13 protein-coding genes are annotated in these 13,663 nt (G+C 68.6%); 5 read left to right on the top strand and 8 right to left on the bottom strand.

Annotation, left to right across the window (positions count from 1 at the left end; genetic code table 11):
• Window positions 1–209 precede the first annotated feature (209 nt).
• From BLA15945_RS10215 to BLA15945_RS10205, 3 genes are all read right to left on the bottom strand, one after another.
• Window positions 210–1,142 carry a DMT family transporter gene (locus BLA15945_RS10215; RefSeq protein WP_059240656.1) on the bottom strand — a complete coding sequence of 311 codons (933 nt, stop codon included), beginning with the start codon at window positions 1,140–1,142 and terminating at the stop codon, window positions 210–212.
• Between the two features lie 110 nt (window positions 1,143–1,252).
• Window positions 1,253–2,185: an AEC family transporter gene (locus BLA15945_RS10210; RefSeq protein WP_196486624.1), complete on the bottom strand. Its 933-nt coding sequence runs from the start codon at window positions 2,183–2,185 to the stop codon at window positions 1,253–1,255.
• A 152-nt stretch (window positions 2,186–2,337) separates the two neighbouring features.
• Entirely contained in the window at window positions 2,338–3,222 is an 885-nt protein-coding gene (locus tag BLA15945_RS10205; RefSeq protein ID WP_059240654.1) for a LysR substrate-binding domain-containing protein, read from the bottom strand.
• Window positions 3,223–3,512: 290 nt separating this feature from the next.
• Between BLA15945_RS10205 and BLA15945_RS10200 the strand changes: the two genes are divergently transcribed.
• A complete protein-coding gene (locus tag BLA15945_RS10200; RefSeq protein ID WP_174992234.1) occupies window positions 3,513–3,890 on the top strand; it encodes a nuclear transport factor 2 family protein in 378 nt (125 codons plus the stop codon).
• 7 nt (window positions 3,891–3,897) lie between these two features.
• Here the strand turns inward: BLA15945_RS10200 and BLA15945_RS10195 are convergent, their stop codons facing one another.
• On the bottom strand, window positions 3,898–4,833 hold the full coding sequence (locus tag BLA15945_RS10195; RefSeq protein WP_174992233.1) for a helix-turn-helix domain-containing protein: 936 nt from the start codon (window positions 4,831–4,833) through the stop codon (window positions 3,898–3,900).
• Window positions 4,834–4,920: 87 nt separating this feature from the next.
• Between BLA15945_RS10195 and BLA15945_RS10190 the strand changes: the two genes are divergently transcribed.
• Both BLA15945_RS10190 and BLA15945_RS10185 read left to right on the top strand, forming a co-directional pair.
• Window positions 4,921–6,360 carry a cytochrome P450 gene (locus BLA15945_RS10190; protein ID WP_174992232.1) on the top strand — a complete coding sequence of 480 codons (1,440 nt, stop codon included), beginning with the start codon at window positions 4,921–4,923 and terminating at the stop codon, window positions 6,358–6,360.
• Between the two features lie 188 nt (window positions 6,361–6,548).
• Entirely contained in the window at window positions 6,549–6,854 is a 306-nt protein-coding gene (locus BLA15945_RS10185; RefSeq protein WP_059240997.1) for a hypothetical protein, read from the top strand.
• Window positions 6,855–6,926: 72 nt separating this feature from the next.
• Here the strand turns inward: BLA15945_RS10185 and BLA15945_RS10180 are convergent, their stop codons facing one another.
• Both BLA15945_RS10180 and BLA15945_RS10175 read right to left on the bottom strand, forming a co-directional pair.
• Window positions 6,927–7,310, bottom strand: a complete 384-nt coding sequence (locus BLA15945_RS10180) for a hypothetical protein (RefSeq protein ID WP_059240651.1) — start codon at window positions 7,308–7,310, stop codon at window positions 6,927–6,929.
• A 136-nt stretch (window positions 7,311–7,446) separates the two neighbouring features.
• Entirely contained in the window at window positions 7,447–8,247 is an 801-nt protein-coding gene (locus tag BLA15945_RS10175) for a helix-turn-helix transcriptional regulator (protein WP_059240650.1), read from the bottom strand.
• Window positions 8,248–8,379: 132 nt separating this feature from the next.
• On the opposite strand from BLA15945_RS10175, the gene BLA15945_RS10170 reads away from it, so the two are divergent.
• Window positions 8,380–9,786: an APC family permease gene (locus tag BLA15945_RS10170; RefSeq protein WP_174992231.1), complete on the top strand. Its 1,407-nt coding sequence runs from the start codon at window positions 8,380–8,382 to the stop codon at window positions 9,784–9,786.
• Window positions 9,787–9,850: 64 nt separating this feature from the next.
• Window positions 9,851–10,960, top strand: coding sequence for a DmpA family aminopeptidase (locus BLA15945_RS10165; RefSeq protein ID WP_174992230.1), 1,110 nt, complete (start codon window positions 9,851–9,853; stop codon window positions 10,958–10,960).
• A 138-nt stretch (window positions 10,961–11,098) separates the two neighbouring features.
• On the opposite strand, the gene BLA15945_RS10160 is transcribed toward BLA15945_RS10165, so the two are convergent.
• Complete coding sequence (locus BLA15945_RS10160) at window positions 11,099–11,311, bottom strand: hypothetical protein (protein ID WP_059240647.1); 213 nt, start codon at window positions 11,309–11,311, stop codon at window positions 11,099–11,101.
• Between the two features lie 137 nt (window positions 11,312–11,448).
• Window positions 11,449–13,632, bottom strand: a complete 2,184-nt coding sequence (locus tag BLA15945_RS10155; protein ID WP_174992229.1) for an FUSC family protein — start codon at window positions 13,630–13,632, stop codon at window positions 11,449–11,451.
• Window positions 13,633–13,663 lie beyond the last annotated feature (31 nt).

Below are 13,663 nucleotides of genomic sequence, written 5' to 3'. Positions count from 1 at the left end.
GAACGCGATGTCGTTGCCGCCCGTGCGAGCGACGCGGGGCCGGAGGGCGGCAAACGGGGCGCCTTCTTCACGATAGGCGGTTTTGGGCGGGGCTGCGAGAAGATCGGGGGGCGTATCGGCCGAAGCGTATGCGTCACACAACGGCGTTGCGATCACCGCCGAGCCGGTATTCGGCGTCCGTCCCCGTACGCAGGATGTGCGCCGGTGCGTCAGCGTTTCGCGCGATTGGTCAGCGCGACGCCTGCGATCACGAGCGCGCCGCCGGCCAGCATCGACGGCGACAGCGGTTCGCCGAGCAGCGCGACCGACAGCAGCACGCCGAACACGGGCACCAGGTTGGTGAACACGGCGGCGCGGGCCGGCCCGAGTTCGCGGATCCCCTGCGAATACCAGACGAACGCGACCACCGTGCCGATGGCGCCGAGGTAGAGCATCGACGCGATGGCCTGCCACGTCAGCGGCGTGCCGCCGTTCGCAGACGGGCTGAACAGGTGCGTGACGATCAGCAGCGCGAGGCCCCACAGTGCCGCGTACGTCGTGGCCGCGAGCGGCGACAGCCCGTCGAGCGCGCGCCGGCCGATTACCGTATAGGCGGCCCAGCTCAGCACCGCGCACAGCATGAAACGTTCACCGGCGCCGAACGTGTTGCCGAGATCGGTCAGTACGCGCAGCAGATCGCCGCGGCTGATCACGACGAGCGCACCGAACAGCGCGACGACGATGCCGGCCCAGCGCGACAACGACAGGCGCTCGCGCGCGACGACCGACAGCAGCACGGCCGTGGCGACCGGATTCAGCGCGACGAACAGCGCGGTGCGGCCGGCCGGCATCCGCGCGAGCGCTGCGAAGAAGCAGACGTTGTACAGGAAGATGCCGGTCGCGCCGAGGCCGAAGGTCGTCACGATCTGGCGGCCACTCAGTTTCGGCAGCCCGCCTTCGATTTTCCATGTCAGGACGACCAGCAGCAGCGCGGCGATCGCGAAGCGGCCGGTCGCCGCCGAGGTCGCGGACATCGTTGCGGCGAGGATCCGGCCCGCGATGAACGTCCCGCCCCAGAACAGCGCGACGAGCGTGAGCTTGACGTAGATGGCCGCGTGCGGCCGGGTGGCGACGACGCGGGCGGGCGGGGCGGGAGCGTGCATGGGGCGTGGGTTCTCGAAACGAAAGCGTCTGCGGCCATGCGTACGTGACCGAGCGGCGCGTTGGCCGGCCGGCAGACTGATTCAGGGAGACGGGGCTGCTCGCGGCGCCGTCAGCGAAACGCCGGCGCCGACGCGAGCGCGGTCAGCACGACCGGCATCGCGAAAGCGGCGGCAATCGTCTGGAATGCGGTGATGCCGGCCATCAGCGGCGCATCGCCGCCGAGCTGGCGCGCCATGATGTACGACGCCGACGACGTCGGCAGCGCCTGGAACAGCAGCGCGACCGTCAGCGCCGCATCGCCGAGCCCGAACAGGTGGCCGGCCGCGAGCGTGAGGAGCGGCATCGCCATGAACTTGAACGCCGACGCAACGCACACCGGCTGCAGCCATGCACGCGCCGCATCGAATTTCAGCGCCGCGCCGACGCACATCAGGCCGAGCGGCATCGATGCGGCGCCGAGCGCGCGCACGGCCGGCTCGACGGCAGCCGGGAACGCGACGCCACCGGCCTGCATCGCGATCCCGAGCGCGCATGCGACGACGAGCGGATTCGACAGGATCTGCCGTGCGAGCGCCGCCGCACCGAGCCGCGTGTCGCCGTAGCGCGCGAAGACCAGCACGCACATCAGGTTGACGGTCGGGACGATCGCCGCGACGCACACGGCTGCGAGCGCGATCCCTTTCGCGCCGAGCAGCCCGGCGGCCAGCGCGGTGCCGACGTAGTTGTTGAAGCGCACGGCGCCCTGGAACACTGACGTGAAGCCGGCGCCGTCGACCCGGACGAACGGGCGGACCAGCAGAAGAAGCGCCGCGGCGAGTGCGGTCGAACCGACCAGCGCCGCCGCGAGCGGTAAAACGGGCAGCGATTGCAGCCGCGCATTCGCGAGGCTGTCCGCGAACAGCGCGGGCAGCAGCATGTAGTAGCAGAGCCGCTCGGCGTGCGGCCAGAACGCGTCGGCGATGAAGCCCGTGCGTCGCAGGCCGTGACCGAACGCGACCAGCAGCGCGACCGGCGCGAGCGCGAGCAGGATCGGGCCGATCACCGGCGTACCTTCACACCGATTGGCGGGGAAAGGCGGCGGAACGAAGCGGGAATCCATCCGGCGGGCAACATGGCGACACGCAATCGAAAGAGTGACGATGCCGCCAAGTTAACACGCGCAAGCAACAGGAATAATTGTTAATTATCGGGTGTTCAATGAGAAATTCTCATTGATGACGCAGTGACTTCGGCCGCCAGCGCGCGGGCGAAACGTTCGCCCGGGCGCGACTGGTGTTCGAGCAGCACGACCGCGCGTCCCATCTGCGGCTGGCCGAACGGCAAGCGCGTGACCGGCGGCAGGCGTGCAAGCGTCGCATCGGGGAGCGCGACGATCGCCGCGCCGAGCCCGCGTGCCACCATGCGCGCGATCGTTTCCGCGCTGTCCAGCACCATTTCTTCGCGTACGCGCACGCCAATGCGGCGCAGCTCGGCAGCAATCATCCGGCCGGCCCACGCCTGCGCGTCGAAGCGGATGAACGGCAGCGCGTCGAGCAGCGCGCCCGCGTCGCGTTCCGCATGGTCGGGCGGCGCGAGCAGCCAGAAGCGGTCCTCGTACAGCGTGGTCCACGTCAGTTCGGCCGGATGCGGGCGTACCGGGCGCGTCGTGATCGCCGCGTCGAGCTCGCCGGCCGCAACGCGGTTCGCGAGTTCCGCCGACATGCCGGCCGACACGTGCACGCGCAACGACGGATGCGCCGCACGCAAAGCAAGTAGTGCGTCAGGCAGCGGGCCGGACAGCGCGGTCTGGATCGCACCGATCCGCAGGCGGCCGACGAGCTTTTTCTCGTCGCTGAGCGCATCGGGAATCCGGTCGACCATCGCGAGCACCTGCTCGGCCTGCGCGAGCAGAATGTTGCCGGCTTCGGTGAGCACCGGCTGCCGGCGCGAACGGTCGAACAACTGCACGTTGTATTCGCTTTCGAGCGTCTTGATCTGCAGGCTCACCGCCGATTGCGTGAGGCCGATGGCTTCGCCGGCGCGCGCGAAGGTCCGGTATCGGGCGATGGCGACCAGCGTTCTGAATGCGCGTAATGACATGGGCGAAGTGGCGTGAGCGGCAGGGCCGGCATGCGGATTGCTCGCGTGACGGGCCGCATGGAGGCGGTGAACCCGGCGAGATGCGCAAGCGGACAATGCAACCGGCCAGTTCGCGGACATCATGCCCGTGGCCGCCGAATCGGGCAACCGCGGCATCGCCGGCGTGCGACGGCCCGGTCGGGCTGCCCGCAGGGACGCTAGTCGGGGCGGTTGCCGCCGGGCGTGTTCCGCCGCACTATCCGAAGCGACGCGAGCGACGCTTGCGCCGATCGTTGAAGGAGGGCCCGACGATGCTGCAGAATCCCGGCGACGTGGCGCGTGCGTGCTACCGCGCATACGCCGACAAGGACCGCGACGCGATTGAAGCGCTGATTGCGCCGGACTTTCATTTCACGAGCCCGCTCGACAACCGGCTCGACCGCGACACTTATTTCGCGCGCTGCTGGCCGAACAGCGCGATGCTCACGTGCTTCGACTTCATCGACGTCGTCGCGCACGGCGAATACGTATTCGTCGTGTACGAGGCCGAAACGCATGGCGGCAAGCGGTTCCGGAATGCGGAGCGGCTGCGTGTCCGCGATGGCCGGATCGTCGAGGCCGAGGTGTATTTCGGCTGGAACGTGCCGCACGATGTGCGTGACGGCACGTTCGTCGAACCACGCGGTTGAGTGCGGGCTACACCCACAACCGGTACATCCAGAACGATTCGTCGTCGATGAAGCGCTGCGTGAATTCGCTCGGCGAGAATCCCGTGATGCGCTTGACCTCGCGGCTCAGGTGCGCCTGGTCGGCGAATCCTTCGTCCAGCGCCAGCGTGGCCCAGTTGAAGGGGGCGCCGGCTTCGAAACGGTCGCGCGCCGCGAAGAATGCGCTTTCCGTCCGGACGAGCGCCTGCCATTCGCGCAGCGATCGACCGCTGTATGTCTTGATGCGCCGTTCGACCTGACGCGGGCTGTGCGTGCCGCGCCATTCGCGCGCCTGCAGCGCGAGGCGCTCGACCCAGCTGCGCCCTGCGTTGCGGAGCGACGACAGCGCTGTCGCAGGCCGCAGCGCCTGCCAGCGAGGCGCCAGATGGCGATCGATCGTGGCCAGCACGTCGGCGTCGCGATCCACGCCGATCAGGGCATCGAGCAGCGGATGCCAGTCGTGGCCGAGGCACGCGTGCGCGTCGAGAACGCGGTCGTGGATGTCCGGCAGTGCGATGCCGAACAACGTCCGCGCGGCATCGGCGGTGAAACAGATCATGCCGATCAGCCCGCCCGTCGGCGCCCACGCGACGGTGGGGGCCGAATGGCTGCCCGACAGCGTCGCCGTCGCGCCGAAGGGGCGCCATTGCGAGCCGTCGGGCGAGGGTTCGATGAAGCCCACGTCGAGATCCCGGTACCAGGACACGCAGACGAGCGGTGTGGCCGGAAAGTGCGAAAGCCGTTGCGCGTCGCTCAATGCGACGCCGCGCGTGTCGCACAGGACGATCGCGACCACCGCGCCCTGCAGCGCGGCCGGTGCGGGATGCAGCCGCGCATGCGGCGACCGCCCGCCGCCCGCCACGCGGGGCGCGCGTGCAAGCGGATCGGGACATGACAGCGGAATCGATGGCGGACCGGAGAACATGACGCCGCAGTATAGGGACCGGTCCGGCGCGTGTCGATGTCGTTTGCGTTCAAGACCAGCGGCGCGCCGATGGGGAGAATCCGGCACATGAACACACGATCCTCTTCCCAATGTCCATTCCACGCGGGCACGGCTGCGCCGGCGCCCGTGCTTCATCCACCCGGCGTATGGCCGCCGGGGCCACCCGCCGGCCTGACGGGGTGGGGGTTGCTGCGCACGATGTCGCGCGACCTGATCGGCACGCTTGGCGGCTGGCAGCGCACCTACGGCGACGTCGTGCACTTGCGCGTGTGGCCCGAGCATGCCGTGGCCGTGACCGATCCGGCGCTCGTGCGCGAGTTGCTGGTCACGCATCACGATGCGCTCGGGCGCTGGGAGCGCGCCACCCGCGTCTTCGCGCAGGTCCACGGCCAAAGCGTGCTGGTCGCGGAAGGCGAGGCGTGGCGCGACAAGCGGCAGGCGCTGCAGCCGAATTTCATGCCGAAGCCGGTTCAGGCGTTCGTTCCGGCGATCGCGGCCACGGCCGGTCATGCTCTCGCGCAATGGCCCGCGCGCGATCCGGACTGGCCGATCGAAAGCGCGCTGACGTCGCTGGCGATGGACGTGATCATGCGCACGATGTTCTCCGATACGATCGGCGACGATGCGCGCGCAGCCGAGGAGGCGGTGCGCGTGGTGAGCGCCGCGGCCAACGCGGCGTTCTACCAGCCGGTGAACACGCCGAACTGGGTGCCGTGGAAGCACCGCACGGCACGCGCGATGGCGGTGCTCAAACGGCTGATCGACCGGCAACTGCACGCACGCCTCGACCGGTCCGAGCATGCCTGGCCCGACGATCTGCTGTCGCGCCTGTTGCGGCTGCATCGGGCGGATGCGCGGAAATGGCCGCTGCAGGCCGTGCACGACGAATGCGTGACGGCGTTCCTGGCCGGCCACGAGACGACGGCCGGGGCGCTGACCTGGTGGGCTTGGTGCATGGCCGCGAATCCGGCCGTGCAAGCCGCCGCGCGCGACGAGGTGTCCCGCGTGCTGGGTGGCCGCGCGCCGTCCGCGGAGACGCGCTCGTCGTTGCGCTACCTGTCGCAGACACTCGACGAAACGCTGCGTCTGTATCCGTCCGCGCCGATCCTGATCAGCCGTCGCGCATCGCGGCCGATCGCGCTGGGCGCGTGGCAGTTTCCCGCGCGCACGCTGTTCATGCTGCCGCTGCAACTGATGCAGCGCGATCCGCGATGGTTCCCGGAGCCCGGTACCTTCCGCCCGGAGCGCTTCGCCGACGATGCGCCGGCGCTGCCGCGCGGCGCGTACATGCCGTTCGGCACCGGCCCGCGCGTGTGCCTCGGGCAGCATCTGGCGATGACGGAGATGACGGTTGTGGCCGCAATGATTCTGCAGCGCTACGTGTTGTCGGTGCCGCCCGGCATGGCGCCGCCGCGCGAGGTGCTGAACGTGACGCTGCGGCCGCAGCAGTCGTTGCATCTGGCGATCGCGCCGCCGGAGCTGGCGGCCGATGCGATCTCCAAATGATGGAGGCATGAAAAGTCGATTCGACCCGGCCTGCACCGCGCGAGCGATTGCCGTTCGCGCGGTGCGGTGTCATCGAATCGTCGGAATGTGAATGCGTGCCGGCAACGGCTTTCGGTCCCACTGGCGCGGCGTCGCGCAGCACCTATGCTTGAAGGGCCCACGCCGGGCGGAGCCCAAGGAGGATGGTCATGCGCATGCTTCTCAACATACGAATCCCTCACGAACCGTTCAACACGCTCGTGCGCGACGGCAGCGTCGGCGACGTGATCTCGCGAATACTCGAAGCGGTCAAGCCGGAGGCCGTGTATTTCACGGAGCAGAGCGGCCACCGCGGCGCGGTCGTGATCGTCAATCTGGATGACCCGTCGCAGATCCCGGCGCTCGCGGAACCGTGGTTCCTGATGTTGAATGCGGACTGCGAGTTCCGCGTGGTGATGCTGCCGGACGATCTCCGCAACGCGGGGCTCGCGCAACTCGGCGCGAAGTGGAAGTAGCAGGACGCCGCGCATGACCGTGCCCCTGCCCGCAAACCGGGCGGGCGGCATGGCGCGGCGTTCGCGCGCCGGCTAGCGCGCAGACTGCGAGGGCTCGACGTTTGCCGCTTGCCTGTCTTTCGGCCGCAGCAGCAACAGCAGCCCGCTCAGCGCAGCCGCGCCGAGGAAAACGAAGAAACACCGCTCGTTCCACGTCGTCAGGCCGTCGGACGCCACGCCGCCTGCGTTTCCGGCCGTGGCGCCGGCTTCCAGCAGGAACGTGAAGACCGCCGGTACCGGCGCGGAGCCCAGGTAGGCCAGGAACGCGACCTGCAATCGGCCGCGCGTCAGGATCGACCAGACGTCCTTGCCCATCAGGCAGGCGACCAGCACCACGGGCGGCACGAGCACGATCGATGCGGCGCTGATCGCGCACAGAAACAGCCAGCCGATGCCTATGAGCGGAATGAGTGACATGGGTCGGGATTCCTGTTTTCTGGCAATCGTGTTGTCGACCGGGTATCCGCACCGGCACCGGCAGCGGCAGGGTACGCGGCGCTTGACGGATAGTGCCCGATTTCGCGCCCGTTGCCATCCGTCCTGATCGTGGCGCTCACCCGGCCGCATCTTCCCCCAGTGCCTGGATGAACCGCGAAAACAGCTCGGGCTGCGACGAAATCCCGAGCTTCGCGTACAGGTGGCGCCGGTGCACCTTAACCGTTTCGGGGGATATCGCCAGCCGTTCGGCGATCGCCTTCGACGAATTGCCGCGCAGCACCATGCGTGCGATCGACATCTCGCGGTCGGTCAGCACGCCCGCGCCGAAGCGCGCGAGCGCCTGTTCGACACGCGCACCGAGATCGGCATCGGGCGTCGCGCGTGCGGCGTCGCCCACCAGCCGCCAGTGCTGCCGCATCGCCGCGAGCACCCACGGCATCGCGGCCGTCAGCTTGCCGAGCGGCTCGACGTCGAAGCGCGCGGCCGCGCCGAGCGACAGCGACAGCAGCGTGTCGGCGTTCGGCCGCACGAGAATCTGGATTTCGTCGTCGCCGACCGCATCGCGGAAGTAGCTGAGGAAATACTCGCTTTGCCGGAACAGGTCGGGCGCGACTTCCTCGAGCCGGTAGCAGCCGTCGGCGAGCCCGTCGTGCGCGGCCTGCAGGAACGGGTCGAGCAGATAGACGCCGTTCAGGTAGAGCGGCACCGGCGATGCGCTGTCGGTGCCGCCCGCGTCGTATTCGTCGAGCACGAGCGGCACGCCGTCGCGGCCGACCGCGGTCGCGAGCGCGTTGTCGAACGGCACCATTTCATTGAGCAGCAGCACCAGGAAACGCCAGAAGCGCGGCTGGCCGAGATGATCGATTGCGCGGCCAAGCGCCTGGTGCATCGCGATTTCGGAGAAGAGACGATCCATACCACCACCGGAAGGGCGTAACACGAAGGGGGAATAGCGGTCCTGAAATTGGCTTCCTAGACTGCCACGCAATCAATCGGGCCCGAGTATGGGTGTTCAAAAAAGAGCAGCAAAGGAGCACAGGAGAACGAAATGGCGATGATGTCGGAATCGACGGGTAGCCTGCAAGCGGCGCCTGCAACGGAGGACGCGCCGCGCGCGCTGTCGCAGACGCTCAGTGTGCGCGATGCGGTGATGATCACCGTATCGGGCGTGACGCCCGCAAGCTCGATCTTCGTGATCGCGCCGTTCGCGATCCAGCAGGCGGGCAGCGGCGCCGTGCTGTCGTTCGTGCTCGGCGGCGTGCTCGCGCTTGCATTCGCGCTCTGCTACGCGGAGCTTGCCGCCGCGCACCGCAGCGCGGGCGGCGAGTACGTGATGGCCAAGCGCGTGTTCGGCACGCTGCCCGGGTACCTGACTTTCATCACCGTGCTGTCCGTCAGCGTGTTCATCCCGGCCGTGCTCGCGAGCGGCGCCGCGCCCTACCTGAACAACGCGCTCGGCACGCACTTCAGCAACCAGTCGGTCGCGCTGACGATCGTACTGCTCAGCTATCTGCTCGGCATGCTGAACATCAAGACGAACGCGTGGATCACCGGCGCGTTCCTCGTCGTCGAGATCGGCGTGCTGATGCTGATCGCGGGCCTCGGCTTCGGTTCGCCGCATCGCGGTGCCGACGTGCTGATCGCACCGGTCGTCGCGAGCGGCAACGCGCTCGTACCGGCGACGCTCGCGGCCATCGTGCCGGCGATCGGCACCGCGATCTTCTGCTACAACGGCTTCGGCTCGGCCGCCTATCTCGCGGAGGATCTGCGCGGCGGCAACCGCAACGTCGCGAAGGCGGTGATCTATTCGCTGCTCGTGATCCTCGTCGTCGAACTGGTGCCGCTCACCGCGATCGTGCTCGGCGCACCGTCGCTGACGGAGCTGACGAAGAGCGCCGACCCGATCGGCTATGTCGTGCGCTCGCTGAGCAACCCGGCGGTGTCGCGCGTGGTCAGCGGCGGGATCTTCCTGTCGGTGTTCAATGCGATCATCGCGATCGTGATCACGATGGGCCGCCTGCTGTACAGCAGCGGCCGCCACGCGCTCTGGTCGCGCACCTGCAACCGTGCATTCTCGACGATTCATCCGCGCCTCGAATCGCCGTGGCTTGCGACGATCGCGTTGGCCGTACCGTCGGCGGGGCTCGTCTTCGTGTCGAGTCTCGACGAACTGACGGCGTTCACCGTCGACCTGCTGCTGCTGATCTACCTGGTCGTCGGGCTGGCCGCGCTCGCGAGCCGGTTCGTGCGCCGCGACGTCGAGCATCACTACCGGATGCCGCTGTGGCCCGTGACGCCGCTCGTCGCGGTGGCAGGCGCGGCCTACACGCTGTACACGACGCTGGCGACGGCAACGAAGTCGACCGACCTGATCATCATCGCGGGGCTGCTGGTTGCCGCACTCGTGATGTACGTGGTGTGGGCGCGCCACAGCGAAGCGTTCCGCGCGCTCTGAGCACCGGATCAATATCTTGCAACATCGACTGACCGAACCACTGAAAGACTGGAGGAATTGCATCATGCGCACGAGGGATCTCGGCATCCGCATCGGACTCGGCAAGCCGGGCCGCTTCAACGCGATCACGGACGTACCGGGCGTGCGGGTCGGACATTGCACGCTGAACGTCGAGAACGGCGACGCATCGATCCGCACCGGCGTCACCGTCATCGAGCCGCGCGCGGGCGCCGCGCACGATTCGCCGTGTTTTGCGGGCGTGCACGTGCTGAATGGCAACGGCGACGCGACGGGGCTCGAATGGATTCGCGAGGCCGGCCTGCTGACGACGCCGATCGCCTATACGAACACGCACAGCGTCGGCGCGGTGCGCGACGCGCTCGTCGCGAACGAGCGCGAAGCGGCGGCCGGCCGCGTGTACTGGTGCATGCCGGTCGTGATGGAAACCTACGACGGGCTGCTGAACGACATCTGGGGGCAGCATGTGAGCGCCGCGCACGTGCAGCGCGCGCTGGCGGCCGCTCAGTCGGGGTCGGTCGCCGAAGGCGGCGTGGGCGGCGGCACGGGCATGATCTGCCACGAGTTCAAGGGCGGCATCGGCACCGCGTCGCGCGTGCTGGCGGACGACGCGGGCGGCTGGACCGTCGGCGCGCTCGTGCAGGCGAACTACGGCGTGCGCGAGCTGCTGCGCGTCGCCGGCTATCCGGTCGGCGAAGTGCTGCGGCACGTGCATTCGCCGTTCCGCGAACACGACGCCAAAGGCGAGCCGGGCATGGGGTCGATCGTCGTGACGATCGCGACGGACGCGCCGCTTCTGCCGCATCAATGCACGCGCCTCGCGCAGCGCGCGAGCGTCGGGCTCGCACGCGTCGGCGGCGGCACCGAGGATTCGAGCGGCGACATCTTCCTGGCATTTGCAACGGGCAACGAACGCTTGCCGGCAGCGAACTACGGCAGCAAGGGCGCGCCGACCACCGATCTGAAGATGGTCAACAACGACCACATTTCCGCGCTGTTCGCCGCGGCGGCGGAAGCGGTGGAGGAGGCGATCGTGAATGCGCTGGTGGCTGGCAGCAACGTCGAGTCGCGCGGGGCGCGGGTCGAAGGGCTCGGGCAGGCGCGCTTGCTGGATGCGTTGCGCGAAGTGGGCTGGCGGCCGGGGCGCGGCGCCTGAAACGGCAAGCGCCGCTTCAATCGAAGCGGCGTGGGGCGGGGCGGCGATGCGGCGATCGGCCGGGCCGCCGTCCGCCCGCGCATGCGACGCATGCGGTGCGGGCGGCACGGGCCTGGCCGTGACGACGCGGCGTCATGCTCAGCTGCCGAAGTAGATGTTGCAGAAGCTGACGGGGCCGACACAGGCGTTCGGGTCTTCCTGCTTCGTTTGCGCACGATCGACGCGGCCCGCGGCCTTGACGGCTTCGGCGCGGTTCACCTGTTGCTGTGCGACGTCTGCCGGTGCCGGCTGTGCGTGGGCGACAGCAGCGGTGAGCGACAGGGCAACGAGGGCGAGGTGCAGCGGCTTCATTTGAGTTTCTCCTGGGTGAGTGCCAGTCTCGCTGGCAGTGAGGAAACTATAGGCTCGCACTGCTTAAAGATTAATCACCGCGGCTGTAGAGCATATTTCCATCCGGAACAAGGATCCCGTTGCGCGCGCACCCGTTTTCAATGGCGGTGCCGGTTGAACGGCGCATCCTTGTCCAGCAGCGCGCTGCGCATGAAATGCAGGCAGCCGACGATCCGCTGCATGCTTCGGCGCGCATCGGGCACCGCGTACCACGCCTGCAACGTGTGTTGCGCCGTGCGAATCGCGAGATTCACCGATTTCAGCGTGCGTGCATGATGGCCGGGCGTCGGGTCGTCGAAAAAGCGCGGCAATTCGTGCAGTACCGCGTCGATCGAGCCGGTCCAGCGCAGCGTCTGCGGCGGTTTCGATGCACTGAACGCATGCAGTTCGTCGCGCAGGTCGATCACGGCGTGGCCGACCTCGAGCGTCGCCAGCATCCAGCGCATGGCGTCGCGGTGCTGCCGCGTGCGCCTGACGAGCAGCGTGCGCAGCTGTGCCATCAGGTCGTGCGTGCTCGACTGGAAGCGTTGCGCGAGGCCGTCCGGTGCGCCTTCGCATGCGAGCGTGACCTGGCGGCGCAGGTCGTGCGCGATGCGGCCGGTGAGCCACGGCATGTGGGTCGGGAACACGACCGCGAACACGAGCGAGCATGCGAGCATCGCGATGACGATCGCCAGCCCGTTGTTGATCAGCACTTCGGGCGTATAGGCCATCGCGTTGTCCGGTCCCGCGAGCAGACAGAAGAACACCGCGAAGCCGATTCCGTAACCGGACAATCCCGGCCGCATCGCGAGAAACGCACCGAGGCCAAGCACCGGCGCGAGCGTCGCGCACAGCAGCGGGAAGCCGTCGATGTTCGGATACACGTAGCACAGGAACACGTAGCCGACGGCGGTCGCGAACGCCGCGCCGACGCTCATCTGCGCGACGAACTTCGGCGCGCGCGGCGACGTCGAGCTGAGCGCGCACGCGATCGCGGTGGCGATCACGGCTAACGAGCCGCTCGGCCATTCGGACGCGATCCAGAACGCGCTCATCGCGCCGACGGCGACGACCGTACGCAGGAACGCGAAGCCGACGAAGAACGCGTTGGTCTTCACCGCGTAATGCGTGACGGAGCGCTCGAACGCGTGATCGTCCTGGTCGAGCGACGCATAGGTATCGGCGTAGCCGAGATATTCGCCGATGAAGCGGTACAGCAGCTCGATCGCGGTATCGAAGTCGAGCAGGCCGCCGGCCGCGTGCGCTTCGAGGTTTCGCCGCGACGCGCGCGCAGCCTTCGGCAACGCACCGTGGAAGCGGTGCAGTTCGAGCAACGCGCCGGTGGCTGGCGCGATGCTGCGCTGGCGTTCGTCGCGCAATGCGGCGAACCGAAGCGCCAGCGCGTCGACGTGCGGTGCCAGCGCGTCGAGCACCGCGTCCGAATGATTCGCGCGCAGGCGCTTGACGAGCTGGTGCAGCGCATGCAGCCGTGTGCACGCGTTCATGAACTCGCTGTTCAGCCGCGCGAGCCGGCGGCTGCGCGCGCGAATGTGCGGATCTTCGAACGACGCGAATGCGCGGTTGGCCTCGAAGCCGACGATGTCGTCGACGAAATCGGCGAAGCGCCGCTCGAAATCGCCGCGCGCGACCTCGCCCGAGAGCGCGCCGGCCGTGAACGCCGCGAACGTTGCGTGACGCGCGCTCAGCGAGCGCATCAGCGCCTTCGCGGAACTGAGCGGCAGGATCAGCGCGCTGACCGCGCCCGAGCACGCGATGCCGAGCGCGACTTCCGCGGCGCGCGTGAGCGCGGACTGGAACAGCGTCTGCGGCGTCATCACGGCCGGCAGGCCGATCAGCGCGGCCGTGTAGCCGGCGAGCACGAAGCCGTACCAGCGGAAGTGCCGGTTGCGTACCGCGAGCGCGATGCAGCCGCCGATCCACAGCGTGATGCCGGCCATGTACAGCTCGGGCTGCTGCGCGAACAGCCCGCCGAGCGCGAGCGCGGCGACGAGGCCGGCCGCCGTGCCGAGTACCCGGTAGAAGCTTTTCGCGAACACCATCCCCGACAGCGGCTGCATCAGCACGAACACGGTCGTCATCGCCGTGCGCGGCTGCGACATCTCGAGGCGCATCGCGATGCCCATCGCGAGCAGCGCCGCGAGCACGGTTTTCGCGAGGTGCAGCCAGATCAGCCCGTCGCTGGCGGCCCAGTCGCGCGCCGCGTCGCCGAGCGGATCGAGCCATGCCCTCCATCGTGCCGGTTCGATGGAAGGTCGCTCGATCGCAGGTTGTGGCTTCATGAAAAAAGGGGGCCGGTGCGGGGCCGGGGCA

It is taken from the genome of Burkholderia arboris (assembly GCF_902499125.1).
Taxonomy (GTDB): Bacteria; Pseudomonadota; Gammaproteobacteria; order Burkholderiales; family Burkholderiaceae; genus Burkholderia; species Burkholderia arboris.
This window is presented reverse-complemented; position numbering and strand designations above follow the sequence as displayed.

Coding starts and splice junctions, on each gene's coding strand:
- BLA15945_RS10185 (WP_059240997.1), top strand. CDS start 6,549: ATGCGCATGCTTCTCAACATACGAATCCCTCACGAACCGTTCAACACG.
- BLA15945_RS10200 (WP_174992234.1), top strand. CDS start 3,513: ATGCTGCAGAATCCCGGCGACGTGGCGCGTGCGTGCTACCGCGCATAC.
- BLA15945_RS10180 (WP_059240651.1), bottom strand. CDS start 7,310: ATGTCACTCATTCCGCTCATAGGCATCGGCTGGCTGTTTCTGTGCGCG.
- BLA15945_RS10170 (WP_174992231.1), top strand. CDS start 8,380: ATGGCGATGATGTCGGAATCGACGGGTAGCCTGCAAGCGGCGCCTGCA.
- BLA15945_RS10190 (WP_174992232.1), top strand. CDS start 4,921: ATGAACACACGATCCTCTTCCCAATGTCCATTCCACGCGGGCACGGCT.
- BLA15945_RS10160 (WP_059240647.1), bottom strand. CDS start 11,311: ATGAAGCCGCTGCACCTCGCCCTCGTTGCCCTGTCGCTCACCGCTGCT.
- BLA15945_RS10205 (WP_059240654.1), bottom strand. CDS start 3,222: ATGTCATTACGCGCATTCAGAACGCTGGTCGCCATCGCCCGATACCGG.
- BLA15945_RS10165 (WP_174992230.1), top strand. CDS start 9,851: ATGCGCACGAGGGATCTCGGCATCCGCATCGGACTCGGCAAGCCGGGC.
- BLA15945_RS10155 (WP_174992229.1), bottom strand. CDS start 13,632: ATGAAGCCACAACCTGCGATCGAGCGACCTTCCATCGAACCGGCACGA.
- BLA15945_RS10175 (WP_059240650.1), bottom strand. CDS start 8,247: ATGGATCGTCTCTTCTCCGAAATCGCGATGCACCAGGCGCTTGGCCGC.
- BLA15945_RS10195 (WP_174992233.1), bottom strand. CDS start 4,833: ATGTTCTCCGGTCCGCCATCGATTCCGCTGTCATGTCCCGATCCGCTT.
- BLA15945_RS10215 (WP_059240656.1), bottom strand. CDS start 1,142: ATGCACGCTCCCGCCCCGCCCGCCCGCGTCGTCGCCACCCGGCCGCAC.